At 66.4% G+C, this 17,939-nt stretch carries 11 protein-coding genes; 3 read left to right on the forward strand and 8 right to left on the reverse strand.

Annotated features, from left to right (window positions below; translation table 11 throughout):
• The first annotated feature begins 45 nt into the window (after positions 1 to 45).
• A complete protein-coding gene (locus ACCQ03_RS16565) occupies positions 46 to 2,010 on the forward strand; it encodes a glycoside hydrolase family 97 protein (protein WP_057677741.1) in 1,965 nt (654 codons plus the stop codon).
• A 137-nt stretch (positions 2,011 to 2,147) separates the two neighbouring features.
• Here the strand turns inward: ACCQ03_RS16565 and ACCQ03_RS16570 are convergent, their stop codons facing one another.
• The 6 genes from ACCQ03_RS16570 to ACCQ03_RS16595 all read right to left on the reverse strand — a co-directional run bounded on the left by ACCQ03_RS16570 (position 2,148) and on the right by ACCQ03_RS16595 (position 12,713).
• Entirely contained in the window at positions 2,148 to 3,653 is a 1,506-nt protein-coding gene (locus ACCQ03_RS16570) for a carboxylesterase/lipase family protein (RefSeq protein WP_057677740.1), read from the reverse strand.
• Positions 3,653 to 4,570, reverse strand: coding sequence for a TrmH family RNA methyltransferase (locus ACCQ03_RS16575; protein WP_150146816.1), 918 nt, complete (start codon positions 4,568 to 4,570; stop codon positions 3,653 to 3,655). Before ACCQ03_RS16575 ends, ACCQ03_RS16570 begins: the two co-directional genes overlap by 1 nt.
• A gap of 288 nt (positions 4,571 to 4,858) precedes the next feature.
• On the reverse strand, positions 4,859 to 5,428 hold the full coding sequence (locus ACCQ03_RS16580) for a GNAT family N-acetyltransferase (protein WP_057677747.1): 570 nt from the start codon (positions 5,426 to 5,428) through the stop codon (positions 4,859 to 4,861).
• A gap of 67 nt (positions 5,429 to 5,495) precedes the next feature.
• On the reverse strand, positions 5,496 to 8,177 hold the full coding sequence (locus ACCQ03_RS16585) for a M1 family metallopeptidase (protein WP_057677738.1): 2,682 nt from the start codon (positions 8,175 to 8,177) through the stop codon (positions 5,496 to 5,498).
• 343 nt (positions 8,178 to 8,520) lie between these two features.
• Complete coding sequence (locus tag ACCQ03_RS16590; protein WP_209225863.1) at positions 8,521 to 11,646, reverse strand: efflux RND transporter permease subunit; 3,126 nt, start codon at positions 11,644 to 11,646, stop codon at positions 8,521 to 8,523.
• Positions 11,643 to 12,713, reverse strand: coding sequence for an efflux RND transporter periplasmic adaptor subunit (locus tag ACCQ03_RS16595; RefSeq protein ID WP_150146818.1), 1,071 nt, complete (start codon positions 12,711 to 12,713; stop codon positions 11,643 to 11,645). The genes ACCQ03_RS16590 and ACCQ03_RS16595 overlap by 4 nt, the downstream gene beginning before the upstream one ends.
• Positions 12,714 to 12,791: 78 nt before the next feature.
• Between ACCQ03_RS16595 and ACCQ03_RS16600 the strand changes: the two genes are divergently transcribed.
• Entirely contained in the window at positions 12,792 to 12,977 is a 186-nt protein-coding gene (locus tag ACCQ03_RS16600) for a hypothetical protein (RefSeq protein WP_082341365.1), read from the forward strand.
• Here the strand turns inward: ACCQ03_RS16600 and cysN are convergent.
• Together cysN and cysD are read right to left on the reverse strand one after the other, a co-directional pair.
• Positions 12,974 to 14,932 carry a sulfate adenylyltransferase subunit CysN gene (gene cysN, locus ACCQ03_RS16605; RefSeq protein WP_370512605.1) on the reverse strand — a complete coding sequence of 653 codons (1,959 nt, stop codon included), beginning with the start codon at positions 14,930 to 14,932 and terminating at the stop codon, positions 12,974 to 12,976. The genes ACCQ03_RS16600 and cysN overlap by 4 nt on opposite strands.
• A gap of 17 nt (positions 14,933 to 14,949) precedes the next feature.
• Entirely contained in the window at positions 14,950 to 15,858 is a 909-nt protein-coding gene (gene cysD, locus ACCQ03_RS16610; protein WP_057677734.1) for a sulfate adenylyltransferase subunit CysD, read from the reverse strand.
• Positions 15,859 to 16,036: 178 nt separating this feature from the next.
• On the opposite strand from cysD, the gene ACCQ03_RS16615 reads away from it, so the two are divergent.
• The gene (locus ACCQ03_RS16615; protein WP_209225861.1) at positions 16,037 to 17,884 is read left to right on the forward strand and encodes an assimilatory sulfite reductase (NADPH) flavoprotein subunit; all 1,848 of its coding nucleotides are present in this window, start codon (positions 16,037 to 16,039) and stop codon (positions 17,882 to 17,884) included.
• The last annotated feature ends 55 nt before the right edge of the window (positions 17,885 to 17,939 follow it).

A 17,939-nucleotide genomic window follows, 5' to 3' on the forward strand; every position in this document is an offset into this window, starting at 1 on the left:
ACAACCTTTCTGGGTTAGGGTTGGCAATCCCAGGAGGAGGGAATCATGCGAAACCTGATCCAGTCCGCAATCCCGGCGGCATGTGCATTGCTGTGTTTGATCGCTGCACCCGCTGCAGCACAGAGCTTGCGCGTGCAATCGCCCGATGCACGCACGCAAGTGGAATTCACGCTGCGCGCCGATGGCGTGCCCAGCTATCGCGTGCTGTATCGCAACACGTTGGTGCTCGGCGATGCACCGCTCGGGCTGGATCTGGGCCGAGGCAACAAGCTCGGCCGTGACATGACGCTGCAAAGCAGCACGACCGAACTGCACGACAGCCGCTTCACCTTGCCGGTCGGAAAGACGCGACAGGCACGCGACCACTATCGAGCACTGCGCGTGCAACTGACCGATACGCAACATCGCAAGCTCGGCATCGAACTGCGTGCGTATGACGACGGCGTTGCACTGCGTTACGTCCTGCCGGATGCGGGCCAGGTGCGCATTCGCGACGAACTCACCAGCTTCGCGTTCCCGCACGATTACCGCTGTTGGAACTTGAATCTGGGCCGCTTCGGAACCAGTCACGAGGGCGAATACGATGCCATCGCCGCATCCAAATTGCGTGCCCACAATTTGATCGAGTTGCCGCTGGTATGCCAGACCGACGCCGGCGGCACCACGCTTGCGATCGGCGAAGCGAATCTGCGCGATTACGCCGGGATGTATCTCACCGGTCGTTCCGATGGCGGCCTGGGCGTGTCGGCAAAACTGTCGCCGCGCCTGGACGACCCCACGGTAGCGGTCAGCATCGATGCAAAGGGCCGCGATTTCGCCACGCCGTGGCGCGTCATCATGCTGGCCGACAACCCCGCAAGCCTGATCGAATCCAACCTGATTTCCGCGCTGAATCCGCCGCCTGCCTTCGATGCGAGTTGGGTGCGCGCGGGCAAATCGGCGTGGGATTGGTGGTCGGGCAGTCTGGCCAGCGGGGTGGCGAACCCGGGCATGAATACCGCCACCATCCAGCGTTATATCGACCATGCGCAGCAGTTGAAGCTGCAATACATGCTGATCGACGACGGCTGGTATTACGGCAGCACCGGCGATGGCCAGTACAACGCCGATACAGACATTCTCCGCCCGGTCGAGCAACTCGATCTGCCTGGCTTGGTGAACTACGCACGCAAGCGCGATGTCGGCTTGTGGCTGTGGGCGCATTGGCGCGCACTCGATGCGCACATGGACCAAGCGCTCACCTGGTACCAGCAGCTGGGCATCAAGGGCATCAAGGTCGATTTCATGGACCGCGACGACCAGCAGATGGTGGACTTCTATCATCGTCTTCTGAGCAAGGCTGCCGAGCACAGGCTGCTGGTGGATCTGCACGGTGCGTATCACCCGACCGGGCTGACCCGCACCTATCCGAACTATCTCACCCAGGAGGGCGTGCTTGGTGCCGAGTACAACAAGTGGAGCGCGCGCATCACCGCAACCCACAACCTCACCCTGCCGTTTACGCGCATGTTGCTCGGGCCGATGGATTACACGCCTGGCGGCTTCCGCAATGTCCGCCCGGCCGAGTTCAAGCCACAACACGTCGGGCCGCAGGTGATGACCACACGCGCGCAGCAGTTGGCGATGTACGTGGTCTACGAGAGTCCGTTTGCGGTGGTTGCCGACAGTCCCGAGCAATACGAAAACGTACCTGCCGCGCAGTTCTTGCGTGATGTGCCGGCAAGCTGGGACGAGACGCGCGCGCTGGATGGCGCCATCGGCGAGCACATCGCGCTGGCGCGGCGTAGCGGCAAGGACTGGTATGTGGGTGCAATGACCAACGAGCAGGCGCGCACGATGGAGGTGCCGCTATCGTTCTTGGGCAAGGGCAATTGGACAGCCACCATCCACGCCGATGGCCAGGCGCCGACGGACGTGCGCATCGACACCCGCACACTCACCCGCAACGACACCTTGCAGCTGAACTTGGCGGCAAATGGCGGCGCGGCGATCAGGCTGCAGAGAAAGTAACGGCCGCCATCCCAAGACGAAGTGCCTCACGCACCTTCGCGCGACCGCTTCGCGGTACGCGCAGGCGTGCAGGCGCTTGGGCATGGCATCACACGCGCGCACCGCAGCGGTGCGCGCGTTTCGCACCACGGATGGCGTTATGGCAAATCCACGCCCACACACACCGCCGGGCGCGCGTCCTTGATGGGTTGCACGCCATGCGCATCGAACTGCAGCCCCGCATGCGTCGGCGCAAATGCCGGCCAGGCCGGCAGACCCTTTGCATTCGGATTGCCATGCTGCACGAACGCGGCCCAATAGCGCTGCAGGGACACCGGCGGCTGGCCGATCGGCAGGTTCTTGAACAGGAACGGCAACTCGGCGCTATGCGTCACCTGCCCGCCGGGCACGGCGGTATCGAACACGTAATGCCACACCGGCACGCCCAACGCAGCCTGGCGTTGCGCCACGGTCACCGCCGGGCAACGGAAGGTGAGATCGGTGGACAACTGCATGGACGCATTGCCTTGCCGTTCGGCGCGCTGCGCAATGGCGGCGCGATGCGTTTGCAGGATGGTCTTGGCGTGGTCGGGATAGTCGCGGCGCACCCGCTTCTCGGCGCCTTCCTCACCGCCATAGCGCAGTTCCTGCACCACGTAACCGATCAACAGCGGCACCTTTGCCTGCGCGCCGGCAGCCAGCAGCTCGGCCGGCGCACGCGGCAGCACGCGCCCGTCGACGACCGCCTGCAACCAGATATAGCCGTTGTCATCCAAGGCCGGCACATCCACACCCTGGGCCGCCTTGAGCAGTCGGTCGGCCGGCAACGCGCGTAGTTGCGCCAGCCGTGTGGCCGGCTCGTCGATGCCGGCGCGTTCGGCAATGCGCACGCCCAGCGCGCGATTGTCTTCCAGGCTGCGCGCCGGCAGGCCGAAGCCGGCAGTGCCGCTCTGTTCGATGGCTGCCGAGAACAGGCCGCGTGCGAGCGGGCTGAGCATCAGCAAGCCCACGTCCTGGCCGCCGGCCGACTGCCCGGCGATGGTCACCCGCGCGGGGTCGCCGCCGAACTGCGCGATGTTGTCGCGCACCCATTGCAAGGCAGCGATCTGGTCGAGCAAGGCGTAGTTGCCGGCGGCTTCGTTGTCGCCATCGGCCAGCTCCGGCAACGACAGGAACCCCAATGCGCCCAGCCGGTATTGCAGCGTCACCACCAGCATGCCCTGCGCCACCAGGTTGGTGGGCAGATGTCCATCGGCGCCGCCCGCCACGTTCGCGCCACCGTGGATCCACACGAATACCGGCAGCGGCCTGGCCGGATGCAGCTGCGGTGTCTGCACTTCGACATAGAGGCAATCTTCGGTGCCGCGCTTGGCCATGGCGTTGTTCCAGCCCAGCGCCGGCTGCACGCACGGCGTGGCAGCCTGAGTGGCGTCGCGCACCTGCGTCCATGCGGCAATCGGCTGCGGCGGGCGCCAGCGCAGCGCGCCCAGTGGCGGCGCAGCGAAGGGGATCGCGCGGAAAACCGCACTGCCATCGTCCTGCCATTGGCCACGCACCGCACCATGATCGGTGCGCACCTGGGGAGGTGCCGCCGGCGTGGCGGCAAACGCATTCGCACCGAGCAGGCAACCGGTCGCAAGCAACAACGCACAAAAACGCAGCATCAGTGTTCTCCGGTGAGCACGCGCGCGTGCCAGGCGGCCTGGAAGACCGCAGTGGCCGAGGCGACATTGAGACTTTCCACCTTGCCGCTGCCGCGGATCGACAACCGCAGATCGCAATCGCGCGCAAATGCGCGGTCCATGCCGTCGCTTTCTGCGCCCATCACGTACACCAGACGCTGCGGCAACGCGGCGGAGAAGACGTCCTGGCCACCGTCGACGAGTGTGGCGGCAATCGCAAAGCCGGCCTGGCGCAGCTGCGTCATCGCCGTTGCAGTGTCGGGCAGTTGCACCAGCGGTACCGCTTCGGCGCCGCCTTCTGCCACGCGTGCCGCCGCGCCCGACAGGCCCAACGTGGAACTGGCCGGCAACAACAGACCGGCCACACCGAAGTGCGCCGACGAGCGCAATATCGCCCCGAAGTTATGCGGGTTGCCCACCCCGTCCAGCCACAGCGCCAGCACCGGGCCCTGCGGCAACGCAGGCAGCCATTCCTGCAAGGGTTGCGGGGCGACGCGCAGCACCTCGGCCACCACGCCCTCATGGTGTGCACTGGCGGCGAGCTTGCTCAGGTCGGCCTCTTCCACCACGCGATAGCCGATGCGCTGGGTCACGCACCACGCCAGCAGCGCCTTGAACTGCGGAATGCGCGCCTCGCTCAGGTACAGCTTGCGCAGCGCCTGCGGACGCGCCTGGAACACGGCCTGCACGGCGTTGATGCCGTACAGCCGCACCTCACGCGCGTTGCTATTCGCTGCAGCGGCAGGTGGGGTGGCAGCAGGAGTGTGCTGCGCTGCAGCGCGGGGTGCGGCGCTGCGCGGTGCAGGTGTGCGCGGCGCGGCGCGGCCCCAGGGGTTGTGCGAGGGGCCGGAGCCGCCATCGCTTGGCGGCCGTCCGCCGCGTCCATCATGCTGTGTCATTGTCGGATCCAGAAGTTCGTGTTGCGTGCAGTGCGCAACGGCTGTGTCCGGCCGTTCGCCGTCTGCGCGTCGATCAGGTTGCAGCACCGGCAGGGCCGCTGCCGCACAAGCAGTGACGACGATGGTAAGCCACTGGCGCGATGGTCCATACACGCGGCCGCGCTGAGGCATGTTGAACGTCGTGCCGCCTGCAGGGGGGCGTTGACGCGACCCGGAGGCCAGCAGGATCTGCGCACCTCCTGCGGCGGGCATTTCCCCGTCCTGCAGCTGGCAATCATGCGCGTGCGATCACGCAGGGTTGGACGCGCACACGGGCCCGCAAAGCGCAGCAGTTGGATCCACCCGTGCGAACACCCGCAGATCGTGCAGCCCATCCGGCTTGAGCAGCGCACAGCGGCTGACGCCTTCTTCGACAAAGCCATTGCGCAGCAACACCGCGGCCGATGCAGGATTGCTATCGAGCACGGTGGCCTGCACCCGATACAGCGGTGGCGTCTGCATCGCCCAGGCGACATACGTGCCCACGATCCGGGTCATCCAGCCGCGGCCCCAATAGCTGCGACCGAGCCAATACCCCAGCTCGGCCGAGTAGCGACGTTCGCCCTGTCCTGGGCGCACTGCGATCGTGCCGCAGGCCTGGCCATCGATCTCGATGGCCAGCACCGGGTCGCGCAAATCGACAACCCGTCCGGCCAGGAAGGCTTCGCCATCGGCACGGGTATAGGGGTGAGGGAATCGCTCGCTCAATCCGCGCGGCACCAGCGGGTCGTTGGCATGCCGCACCAAGGCATCCAGGTCGTCCCGGCGCCAGCGGCGCAGCACGAAGCCTTCCCCGTGCACCATCAGCGATTGGTCCATTGCGTTGGTCATGGCATGCGCAGCATCGACTCCCGCGATACTGCGCACACTGGCCGCACGCCGCAACTCAGCGCTGGGCGATCTGCGCCTGTTTCAGTGCAGCGCACAGGCGGATGGTCTCGCCGGTCTGCGCCAGGCCGCGGTCCGCACCACTGAGCTTGGCCAGGCGCGGCTTGAAGAACGCATCCAGGCGGTCGGCCTCGTCCACACTGCAGCCACCGGAAGCACCCAGCGCCGGCAACCCGCCACCATCGAACGAGCCACTGCGTTGCACGATGCGGTCGAAGTTGGCAGTGAACCAGGCCCACATCGAATCATGCGAGCGCTCATCGCTGTGCCCGCGCATCAGCAGGCTCTTCATCTCGCCCACCTTGATCGCGTCGGTCAGCGCGAAATCGCGCACCTGCTTCAGCAGCGCCGGGTCCTGCACCGCACCCAGCGCGGCGATCATGGCGTTGCGCTGGGCTGGGTCGGCGTGCGTGCGCAGTGCATCGATCAGCCTCTGCACCGCCGGTGCGCCGCGTTCCTGGACAGTCACTGCCAGCACGGTGCCGAGCAGGTCAGGGTTGGCGGCGGAAAAATCCAGCGCACCATTGCCGCCGGCCAGCACCGCATCGCCTTGCGCCAGCAGGGCCTTGCGTACCTCTGCATTCTGCAGACGCAAGGCGAACACACTGGCCAGCGACGTGCGCAGGGCGGTGTCGTCGATCGACTCACCGCTGCGCCGCGTATAACCCAGCGCACGCAGACGCGGCAGGTACGCCTGTTCGGCCGCCTTGCGCAAGGCGCCGCGCTGGGCCTCGGTGGTGGCCTGGTAACGCCAGATCCACACGAAGCGTTCCAGCAGCGCGGTGGACACGTCGGCCGATGCCGACGGCGCCAACTGCGCGAGCGCTGCCAGCACGGCCGCGTTGTCGGCATCGCCATGCCGGTACGCCGCATTGATCGCATCGGCGTAGGCGAGCTGTTCGTTATCGTCCAGCTGGCCGACCTGCTTGCCCAGCGCCGCCAATTGCTTCTTGGGCAGCGAGAAACGGTAATAGCCGGCGCCACGCGCATTCGGGAACACCCAGGTGTTCTTGCCGGCGCCCTCCAGCACGATGCTGCCGCTGCCGTTTTCGAGCAACTGGCAGGCGGTACCGACCTGGTTCTTGCCCTTGCCGTACTTCACGCACACCGGCACGCCCCACTGTTGCGCCGCAGAGCCGGTGGAGCCCAGCGGCAGGTAACGTTGCTGCTGCAGTTTGACCACGGTCTTGCCGCCTTCGCGGGCCACCTGGGTCTGCAGATACGGCACGCCCGGCTGGTTGAGGAAGCTGCGAAATGCGGCCTTGAAATCATCGCCCTTGCCGGCCGCTTCTGCGATCGCATCGACCAGGTCGTCGGCAGTCGCGTTACCGAACTGATGCTTGGCGATATACGCGCGCATGCCCTCGCGGAACACGTCTTCGCCAACGAAGGCCTCGAACATTGCCAGCACTGCCGCGCCCTTCTGGTAGGTAATGCCGTCGAACGCGGTTTCGATATCGCCATTGCCGGTGATCGGCTGGCGAATCTTGCGTGCGCTCACCAGGCTGTCGTTCTCCATCGCATGCTGCGCGCCGCCGATGCGGTCCAGGTTGGCGTGGTATTCCGGATGCAGCTGCATGGTGATCTTCTGCTGCATCCAGGTGGCGAAGGCTTCGTTGAGCCACAGGTCGTCCCACCACGCCATGGTCACGGTGTCGCCGGTCCACTGATGCGCCAGTTCGTGCGCATTGACGTTGAAGGAGCGCTGCACGTTCTCGGCTGGCGAATCCTTGTCCAGCAACAGCAGCCAATCGCGGAAGGTGACAAACCCCGGGTTTTCCATTGCGCCGGCGCTGAAGTCCGGTGCAGCGACCAGATCGAGCTTGTCGAACGGATAACCGAAGGCGTAGTAGTCCTCCAGCGCGGCGATGATGGCCGGGGTCTGGTCCAGCGCCGGGGTGATGCGCGGGCCCTGGCCCTTGGCGGCAATGCCGCGCAACGGCGTGGCGTTGGGGCGCTGCGGGGTGGCCGGCATCGGCGCCACATCCACCACGTCCCACGGGCCGGCGGCGTAGGCGACCAGATAGGTCGGCAGCGGCACGGTCGGGGCGAAGGTCACCGTCTTCCAGCCCTTGCCGGCCGGCTTGGTCGAGGTCGCGATGGTGTTGGCCAGCGCCTGGTCATTGCTGGGCACGGTCAGGCTGATGTCGAACGGCGTCTTGAACGCCGGCTCGTCGAAACCCGGGAACGCATAGCGCGCACTGATCGGCTCCATTTGCGTCATCGCATACGCCTTGCCCTGGTATTTCACCTGGTACAGGCCCTGCAGCTGCTGGTTGAGCGGCGCGCTGTAGGCGATCTCCACGGTAAGCGTCTGCGGTGTGAGCGTGCGGCCGAAATCCAGCCGCGCCACGCCGGCTTGCGCATCGGCTTCCACATAGCGTGCAGTCAGCGCCTTGCCTTTGCCCTTAGCCGGCTTGACGGTGACCTTGCTGACCTTCAACTCCTTGCCGTGCAGCCAGAGATGGTCGGACGCCTGCTTGAGCTGCACGCGAATGGTGGTGCGGCCGCTGAATTGGGTCTGCTCCGGGTCGATCTTGAGCGCGAGGCTATAGCGCTCCGGTACTGCCCAGGTCGGCAGACGGCCATTGGGAACCGGCTCGCCGGACGACTGCGCCAGCGCATTGCCGCAGCACAACGCGAGAAGAGAAGGAGCAAGCAAACAGGCAAGACGACGCATCGACAACTCCGGGGATGGCAATCGTCGAAGTGCACCATATCCATCCATGACTGTCATGGGCCATTGGTTGGCGACCGGCTCGCACCCACGCCGCGCCTACGACATCGGCTACGACACGCGCCTATTTCAGCCGGGCGGCGTGAGGAGGGCTCACAGCGCCGACCTACCAGGCACAGCCGTATGAGACGGATCGCAGCGCGCACATAGCCGCCGCCTGCAACGTCTCGCGCAGCGGCGCCGGGCGCTCAGCTGGACGACTGCACACGCCGGCCCAGGGCGTCGATGGTCTTGCGCCCCCTTCCGCATCGGCGAACGCCGGCAGCCGTTGCGCCACCGGCCTCGTTCACGCATGCCCACCCACGGACGGCGTCTGCGCTTCCAGGGTTTCCAGCTGGCGTGCCACCGCTTCGGGCGACTTGGTAAACGGCGCGATCAGGCTGTAGAACGCCGGCACCACGTACAGCGACAACAACGTGGACAGCGAGACGCCGAAGATCACCACCACGCCGATGGTGGCGCGGCTGGCCGAGCCAGGTCCGCCGGCCACCACCAGCGGGATCGCGCCGACCACCGTGGCAATCGAGGTCATCAGGATCGGGCGCAGACGCACCGATGCCGACTCCACGATGGCCGCATGCACGCTGCGCCCCTCATCGCGCAACTGGTTGGCGAATTCCACGATCAGGATGCCGTTCTTGGCCGCCAGTCCTACCAGCATCACGATGCCGATCTGACTGAACAGGTTGAGCGTGCCGCCGGTCAGCCACAGCCCCACCAGCGCGCCCAGCACCGCCAACGGCACGGTGAGCATGATCACCAACGGGTGCGCGAAGCTTTCGAATTGCGCGGCCAGCACCAGATACACCACCAGCAGCGCCATGCCGAAGGTCAGCAACACCGCACTGCCCGATTGCTGGTACTCGCGCGATTCGCCTTTCCAGTCCACCTGCGCATATTCGGGAAGTTCCTCCTGCGCGGCCTGCTGCGCCCAGGCAATGGCATCGCCAAGCGGGTAGCCCGGTGCCAGGCCGGCGGTGATCGTGATCGCACGCAGGCGATTGAAACGGTTCAAGGTGCCGGCTTCGGCCACTTCGCTCAAGGTCACCAGGTTGGAGAGCGGGATCAGCTCGCCACGGTTGGAACGCACGCGAATGGCGGTGAGGTCTTCCGGCGCCATGCGGCCTTCGCGCCCGGCCTGCAGCATCACGTCGTATTCCTCGCCGTTGTCGACGAAGGTGGTGACGCGGCGCGAGCCCATCAATGCTTCCAGCGCGCCGCCGATGGCAGTGACCGGCACGCCCAGATCGGCCGCGCGCAGGCGGTCGATATTGACGCGCATCTGCGGGCGGGTCTCCTTGTAATCCGAGTCGGGGCCGACCAGGCCGGGGTTGGCTTCCATGCGCTGCAAAATGCGGTCGCGCCACTGCGCGATCTCCGCGTAATCCGGCCCGCCCAGCACCAGCTGGAACGGCTGGCCACGGCTACGCACCAGCCCGCCGCTCACCTGCGTGCGCGCACGCACGCCGCTGAGCACATTGAGTTTCTGCTGCACCTCATCGGCCACTTCGGTGGTGGGGCGGGTGCGCTTTTCCCAGTCCTGCAAGAACACGCTGACTCGGCCGGTGTGCATTTCCTCGCTGCTGCCAAAGCCGCCGGGCACGCGCGGATTGGCGCGCACGATGGGTTTGTCCGGCCCCACGAAGGGGCGCAGGATGTCTTCCACCTGATGCATCTGCCCCACCGTGTAATCGAAGCCGGCGCCTTCCGGGCCGTCGATCATGATCTGGAAATTGCCGCGGTCTTCGGCCGGCGCCAGTTCGGAGGGAATGCGGCCCATCAGCCATGCGCTGGCGCCCAGCGCCAACAGCATCAGCAGCGCAAAGATCCAGGTGCGGTGCACATGCCGCTCCAGCGAGCGCCCATACGCACCGGATACAGCCTGCATGCGCCCATCGAACCATTGATGGAAGCGATTGGGCTTGGCCTGCCCGTGCGCGCGCAACAACTTGGACGACATCATCGGCGTCAGCGTCAGCGCCACGAAGGCCGAGATCGCCACTGCCGCCGCCAGCGCCACCGCCAGTTCGCGGAACAGCCGCCCGGTATTGCCTTCCAGAAAACCGACCGGCAGGAACACCGCCACCAGCACGGCCGTGGTCGCAATCACCGCGAACGCCACCTGCCCGGTGCCGCGCTTGGCCGCCACCAGCGGCGGTTCGCCCAGATCGATCCGGCGCTGGATGTTTTCCACCACCACGATGGCATCGTCCACCACCAGGCCGATACACAACACCAAGGCCAGCAGGGTGAGCAGGTTGATCGAAAAGTCGAACGCGTACAGCGCAATGAACGCGGCAATCAGGCACACCGGCACCGTCACCGCAGGAATCAGCGCGGCGCGCGCGCTGCCCAGGAACACCCAGATCACCACCAGCACCAGCACCACCGCTTCCACCAGCGTGTGATAGACGCGCTCCACCGCCGCATCGATGAAGGTGGTGGTATCGAAGGCGACGAAGATGTTGGTGCCCTTCGGGAGCGACTTCTGCACTTCTTCGGCCTGCGCACGCGCTTCGCGCGCCACATCTAGCGCATTGGCGGTGGAGTTGCGCACGATGCCCAGCCCCACGTTGGGCACGCCATTGCTCTGGAAATAGGCGCGTCGCTCGGCCGAGGTGAGTTCCACCTTGGCCACGTCGCCCAGCCGCACGACGTAGCCATCGTCGCCTTTGCTCAGCGGCAGCTTGGCAAAATCCTCCGGCTTGAGATAACTGCGCTCCACGCGCAGGGTGAAGTCGCGCTGCGCCGATTCGATGCTGCCGGCCGGCAATTCCACGTTCTCGTTCTGCAGCGCGGCTTCCACATCGGCCACGGTGAGCGCGCGCGCGGCCAGTTGGTCGCGGTCCAGCCAGATACGCATCGCATAGCGCTGGCGCCCGCCAATGCGCACTGGCGCCACGCCATCCAGGCTGGAGAAGCGGTCGACCACATAGCGCTCGGCGTAGTCGGACAGCTGCAGCGTGTCCATCGTGCTGGAGCTCATGTTGAGCCACAGGATGGGGTCGGCGTCGGCCTCGACCTTGGAAATCTCCGGTGGACGCGCCTGGTCGGGCATGCGGTCGGACACCCGGCTGACCGCATCGCGCACGTCGTTGGCAGCGGCTTCCACATCGCGCGATTGCACGAACTCGATGCTGATGTCCGAAGAACCATTGCGGCTGCGCGCCTCGATGGTAGAGATACCCTCGATGCCGGCCAGCGCGTCTTCCAGCACCTGGGTGATGCGGCTTTCCACCACTGCGGCAGAAGCGCCGGTGTATTCCACATCCACCGAGACGATGGGCGGGTCGATCGCCGGCAGTTCGCGCAAGGTAAGGCGGGTGAACGACATCACCCCCAGCACGATCAGCAGCAAGCTCATCACCACCGCCATCACCGGGCGGGTGATCGACAGGTCGGAGAGTTTCATTGTGCGGCCGCCTGCGGGCGTGGCGCTGCGGGCGCCGCCTGATCGGCAACCTTCAGGCCCGGGCGCAGCTTGCCAGTGCCATCGACCACGATGCGCTCACCGGCCTTGATGCCTTCGAGAATTTCCACCTTGCCATCGCGGCGCTCGCCCAGCCGCACATCGGCACGCTCCACGGTGCTGTCGGGCTTGACCCGGAACACGTACGATTCGCGCCCCACCTGCACCACCGCGATTTCCGGGATCACCACCGCCTGCCGCGCCGGCTGGAACAGCCGCACATCCAGCAGCATGCCCGGACGCAGCCGGCGATCGTCGTTGGGGAAATCCGCGCGCACCGTCACCGAGCGCGTGGTTTCATCGATCCGCGAATCGATCGTCACCACCTCGCCCTGGAACTGCGCGCCCGGATACGCCGCCGCGCTGCCGCTCACCGCATTACCGAGTTGCACCAGGCCGAACTGCGATTCCGGCACCTGGAAATCCACGTACATGCGCGCCACATCGTCCAGCGTGGCGATCACCGTGCTGGAGGTGATCAGCGAGCCAGGGCTGATCTGGCGGATGCCCAGCACGCCGGAAAACGGCGCGCGCACCTCGCGGTCGATGATTTCCGCACGCATCTGCTGCACGCGCGCCTGCGCGGCATCGCGCAGCGCGCGTTGCGTGTCCACGGTGGACTTGGCCACCAGCTGCTGGCCAACCAGACTCAACTGGCGGCGGTATAACTGGTCGGTTTCTTCGAAGGTGGCCTGCGCGGCGGTCAATGCCGCCTGCTGCGAATTGCCGCGCAGACGCAGTAGCAATTGCCCGGCCTTGACCTCGTCGCCGCTGTCGAAATACACCTGCTCCACCACATCGCTGACCGCAGCGGTGAGCGCCACCGATTCGCGCGCACGCACGGTGGCGATCGACTGCACAGTCGAGTTCCAGGGTTGGGTGGCCACCGCCTGCACCGAGACCGGAATGGGTTTGGCGGCGGCCGGCGTACTGGCCTGACGGCTGCAACCGGCCAGCACAGCGGCCAACAAGAGCGCGGCGCAAACGCGCGCGCTGGGCAGAACAAGCATCAGAACATCCTGGCAGGGTACGTCGAAAGTTTACCGACCTAGCCGCCATGAATTGACAGAAAGGGCGCGCTTTGCACCATGACCAAAGACCCTTGCTGTCCTCGGCACGATGCGCTGGTCAGCGCGACCATGGCCTGGCTGCGCATGCGTCAGACCGACGCCACCGGTATGCAGCAGCCGCATGTATGGGGTCATACACCGCCGCTGCGCACACGCGCCGCGTTGCCTGACGACCGCCGGCCCTGCCGTATTCGCCGCGCCTAGCGTTCCAGCCCAAGATATTCGAGCACATGGTGCGCCAGCGCCTCTACATTCTCACCATCGGCGTGAAGATGGATCTCCGGGTTCTGGGGGGCCTCGTACGGCGAATCGATCCCGGTGAAATTGGGAATCTGCCCGGCGCGCGCCTTGCGGTACAGCCCTTTCACATCGCGTGCCTCGGCAACCGCCAGCGGCACGTCCACGAAGACCTCGACGAACTCGCCCTGCTCGAAGCGCTCGCGCGCCAGTTGCCGCTCGGCCCGGAACGGGGAAATGAAACTCACCAGCACGATCAGGCCGGCATCGGCCATTAGGCGCGCCACTTCGGCCACGCGCCGGATGTTTTCCACGCGGTCTTCGTCGGTGAAGCCCAGGTCGCGGTTGAGCCCGTGCCGCACGTTGTCGCCGTCCAGGATGAAGGTGTGGTAGCCCAGCGCGTGCAGACGCTTGTCGACCAGGTTGGCGACAGTTGACTTGCCGGCACCCGAGAGCCCGGTGAACCACAACACGCGTGGCGCCTGGCCCTTGATGCGCGCGCGTGCGCTGCGATCCACGTCCAGATGCTGCCAGTGCACGTTACCGGCGCGACGCAACGCAAATTCCAGCGTGCCGGCGGCCACGGTGGCATTGCTTTGGCGGTCGATCAGGATGAACCCGCCGAGCACGCGGTTGCGCGCGTAAGGCGAGAACGCGATCGGTTCGTCCAGTGCCAGGTTGCAGTAACCCACCTCGTTGAGCTCCAGCCGTTTGGCGGCCAGTCGCTCCTGCGTGTTCACATCGACCTTGTGCTTGATTTCGCTGACGCTCACGGTCACCGTGCGGGTGCCGATCTTGAGCCAGTACGGGCGGCCAGGCAGCAACGCCGCATCGTCCATCCACAGCAGATGCGCGGCGAACTGGTCGGCCACCTCCGGCGGGTCGTCGATGGCGGCAATGATGTCCCCACGGCTGACGTCGATCTCATCGCGCAAGGTCAGCGTCACTGCCTGGCCGGCGCGTGCGCTGTCGACCTCGCCGTTGGCACCGCGCACGCTCGCCACCTGCGTGCGGCGCCCGGACGGCACCACCACCACCGCGTCGCCCGCGCGCACCTGGCCGGCCGCAATCGTGCCCGCATAGCCACGGAACTGCGCGTTGGGGCGGTTGACCCATTGCACCGGCAGGCGCAGGCCGCTACCGGCGTCCGGCGGCTCCAACTGCACCGTGTCCAGGTGCTGCAGCAGGTGCGGGCCGCTGTACCACGGCATCTGCGTCGAAGCGCTGGACAGATTTTCGCCCGCCAGCGCCGACAGCGGAATGCACTGCACCTGGGCGATGCCCAGCTGCGCGGCGAGCGCGGCGTAGCCTTCCGCAATGTCGGCGAACACCTGCGCGTCGTAGTCCACCAGGTCCATCTTGTTGACCGCCAGCACGACATGCCGGATGCCCAGCAACGAGACGATGTAGCTATGCCTGCGGGTCTGCGTCAGCAGGCCCTTGCGTGCATCCACCAGCACCACCGCCACATCGGCAGTCGACGCGCCGGTGGCCATGTTGCGCGTGTACTGCTCGTGCCCTGGGCAATCGGCGACGATGAATTTACGCCGGTCGGTATCGAAATAGCGGTAGGCCACATCGATGGTGATGCCCTGCTCGCGTTCGGCCGCCAGCCCATCCATCAGCAGTGCATAGTCGATGCCCCCGCCCTGCGTGCCATGCCGTCGGCTATCGCTTTCCAGCGCGGCAAGCTGATCGTCGAACAGGCGCTTGCTGTCGTACAGCAACCGCCCGATCAGCGTGCTCTTGCCGTCGTCCACGCTGCCGCAGGTGATGAAGCGCAGCAGCGGCTTGGATTCGTGTTGCTGGAGGTAGGCACCGATGCTGCCGGGAATTGGGAGTCGGGAATCGGGAATCGCAAAAGCGTTCTCCGCCAACGTGACGTCTTCCGGCAACCGCTGTTGCGATTCCCCATTCTCCATTCCCCATTCACTGCCCATCAGAAATACCCCTCAAGCTTCTTCTGTTCCATCGATGCGCCCGGGGCGTGGTCGATCATGCGGCCCTGGCGCTCGGAGCTGGTGCTCACCAGCATTTCGGCGATGACCGCTTCCAGCGTGTCGGCGTTGGACTCGATCGCGCCGGTAAGCGGGTAGCAGCCCAGCGTGCGGAAGCGCACCGAGCGCGATTGCGGGGTTTCGCCCGGGTGCAGCGGCAGGCGTGCGTCGTCGACCATGATCCAGGCACCGTCGCGCTCCACCACCGGGCGCGGGGCGGCGAAGTACAGCGGCACCACCGGAATCTTCTCGCGGTAGATGTACAGCCAGATGTCCAGCTCGGTCCAGTTGGAAAGCGGAAACACCCGCACGCTCTCGCCCGGACCGGTGCGCGCGTTGTAGAGATTCCACAACTCCGGGCGCTGGTTCTTCGGGTCCCAGCGATGGCGCGCGGTGCGAAACGAAAACACACGCTCCTTGGCGCGCGATTTCTCTTCGTCCCGGCGTGCCCCGCCGATCGCCGCATCGAAACCGCCCTGCTCCAGCGCCTGCTTCAGGCCCTGGGTCTTCATGATGTCGGTGTGCACGGCGGCACCGTGGCTGATCGGGCCAACGTCCTGCGCAACGCCGTCTGGGTTGATGTGCACGCGCAGGTCCACGCCGGTCTCGGCCGCGCGGCGGTCGCGGAAGGCGATCATCTCGCGAAACTTCCAGCGCGTGTCGATATGCAGCAGCGGGATCGGCGGCCGCGATGGCGCGAACGCCTTGAGCAGCAGGTGCAGCAGCACCGAGCTGTCCTTGCCCACCGAATACAGCATCACCGGAGCCCGGAACTCGGCGGCGACTTCGCGCAGGATGTGGATGCTTTCGGCTTCGAGCCGGTCGAGATGGGACAGCGGCGGCAGGGTCATCGGAATGTCGTGGGTGTCGGCGGGCAGACCAGCCGATGGTAGGGCAAGGCGCTGCAGTGTGTGCCGCCCTGATGACTGCACGAAATAAGCGCCCGGCATAACGCGATAACGGCAATTCCTTTCTGATGGCGCAACGCTTCCCTAACATCGTCTCTCTCATCCAAGCCCCCGGATCCGAATGACCGCTGCCAGTTCCGCGCTACCGCCCAGCCCCTTGCCCGACGAGCGCAAGGCGCTGCTGGACCGGTTGGTCGACGGCCTGGACCCCGCAGCGCTGTGGTGGCTGTCCGGTTACACCGCCGGGTTGGCGCAGGGCCATCCGCCGCGCGCGCTGGCCGTGTTGCCGGGCGGACAAGCCCAGGCACTCGTGCAGGAAGGCCAGCGCCTGACCGTGCTGTACGGCAGCCAGACCGGCAATGCCCGTCGCCAGGCAGAGCACCTGGCCGCCGAGGCCGAAGCGGCGGGTCTGAGCGTGCGCCTGGTGCGCGCCGATGCCTACCCCACCCGCGATCTGGCCGGTGAGCGGCTGTTGTATGTGGTGATCAGCACCCAGGGCGAAGGCGACCCGCCGGACGATGCGATCGGCCTGGTGGAATTCCTCACCGGCCGTCGCGCACCCAAGTTGCCCGAGCTCAAGTACGCGGTGCTGGGTCTGGGCGATTCCAGTTATGCCGATTTCTGCGGTATCGCCCGACGCATCGACGAGCGCCTGGCCGAACTGGGCGGCCGCCGCGTGCAGCCGCGCGGCGAAGCCGATCTGGACATCGACAGCGTCGCCGTGCCGTGGCGCGCGCAGGCGCTCACGCATGCGCGCGAGCAGCTCAAGAGCGGCCTGCACTCGGCCACGGTCACGCCGCTGCGCAGCGCCCCGGCCACGCCAGTGTGGTCGCATCAGCAGCCGTTCGCCGCCGAGCTGTTGTCCAATCAAATCATCAGCGGGCGCGATTTCAAGGGCCCGGGATTTCGCGTCTACGCGGTGCCCGGCAAGCGCGTGCGGCATCTGGAATTTTCGCTGGAAGGCAGCGGCCTGAGCTACGAACCGGGCGACGCGCTGGGCATCCGCCACCGCAACCCACCCGCATTGGTCGATGCGGTGCTGCAGACCTTGCGGCTGGATGGCGATGCCGCAGTCACCGTCGGCGAGCAGACACTGGCAGTGCATGCATGGCTCGCTACCCAGCGCGAACTGACCAAACTGTCGCGACCGTTTCTCGCCGCACACGCCGAGCGCGCAGGCGCGCAAGAACTGCAAGCGCTGCTCGCCCCCACCCAGACTGCCGGCCTGGCGTCGCTGCTCGCCGATCACCAGGTGATCGACGTACTGCGCCGCTGGCCGGCGGATTGGGACCACGCCGGCCTGCTCGCCGCGCTGCGTCCGCTCACCCCGCGGCTGTATTCCATCGCCTCCAGCCGCAAGCGCGTGGGCGATGAGGTGCATCTGGCCGTGGACGAGGTCGCCTACCAGGCGCATGGGCATGCGCACCTGGGTTCGGCCAGCGGCTTTCTGGCCGCACTTGGCGACGGCGACACTGCGCCGGTGTACATCGAACCGAACGACCGCTTCCGCGTGCCGGCCGATACCGATCGCGACATCCTGATGATCGGCCCGGGCACCGGCGTGGCACCGTTCCGCGGCTTCGTGCAGGAGCGCGCGGAAACCGGCGCCAAGGGCCGTAACTGGTTGTTCTTCGGCGCCCAGCATTTCAATACCGATTTCCTGTATCAGGCCGAATGGCAACTGGCCCTGCAACGCGGCGAGCTGCACGCGCTGGACCTGGCGTTCTCGCGCGACCAGGCCGAAAAGCTCTACGTGCAACACCGCCTGCGCGCGCGTGGCGCCGAGGTCTATGCCTGGCTGCAGGGCGGCGCGCACGTGTATGTGTGCGGCACCACCCGCATGGGCAAGGACGTGCACGCCGCCCTGCTCGACATCGTCGCATCGCACGGCGCCCTGGATGCCGGAGCCGCCGCCGCGTATCTCACCCAACTGCAGGTGGAGGGGCGCTATGCGCGGGATGTCTATTAGTGCCGAGAATCGGGAGTGGGGAATCGGGAATGGGAACAGCCCATGTCCGAGTTCT

This window comes from Xanthomonas sp. NCPPB 3569 (assembly GCF_041475645.2).
In the GTDB taxonomy this organism is placed as follows: Bacteria; Pseudomonadota; Gammaproteobacteria; order Xanthomonadales; family Xanthomonadaceae; genus Xanthomonas; species Xanthomonas phaseoli.

Bases quoted from the DNA above. Each gene is read 5' to 3' on its own strand.
- cysN (WP_370512605.1), bottom strand. From the start codon at position 14,932: ATGGAGAATGGGGAATCGCAACAGCGGTTGCCGGAAGACGTCACGTTG.
- ACCQ03_RS16585 (WP_057677738.1), bottom strand. From the start codon at position 8,177: ATGCGTCGTCTTGCCTGTTTGCTTGCTCCTTCTCTTCTCGCGTTGTGC.
- ACCQ03_RS16570 (WP_057677740.1), bottom strand. From the start codon at position 3,653: ATGCTGCGTTTTTGTGCGTTGTTGCTTGCGACCGGTTGCCTGCTCGGT.
- ACCQ03_RS16565 (WP_057677741.1), top strand. From the start codon at position 46: ATGCGAAACCTGATCCAGTCCGCAATCCCGGCGGCATGTGCATTGCTG.
- ACCQ03_RS16600 (WP_082341365.1), top strand. From the start codon at position 12,792: ATGACCAAAGACCCTTGCTGTCCTCGGCACGATGCGCTGGTCAGCGCG.
- ACCQ03_RS16580 (WP_057677747.1), bottom strand. From the start codon at position 5,428: ATGGACCAATCGCTGATGGTGCACGGGGAAGGCTTCGTGCTGCGCCGC.
- ACCQ03_RS16590 (WP_209225863.1), bottom strand. From the start codon at position 11,646: ATGAAACTCTCCGACCTGTCGATCACCCGCCCGGTGATGGCGGTGGTG.
- ACCQ03_RS16615 (WP_209225861.1), top strand. From the start codon at position 16,037: ATGACCGCTGCCAGTTCCGCGCTACCGCCCAGCCCCTTGCCCGACGAG.
- ACCQ03_RS16575 (WP_150146816.1), bottom strand. From the start codon at position 4,570: ATGACACAGCATGATGGACGCGGCGGACGGCCGCCAAGCGATGGCGGC.
- ACCQ03_RS16595 (WP_150146818.1), bottom strand. From the start codon at position 12,713: ATGCTTGTTCTGCCCAGCGCGCGCGTTTGCGCCGCGCTCTTGTTGGCC.
- cysD (WP_057677734.1), bottom strand. From the start codon at position 15,858: ATGACCCTGCCGCCGCTGTCCCATCTCGACCGGCTCGAAGCCGAAAGC.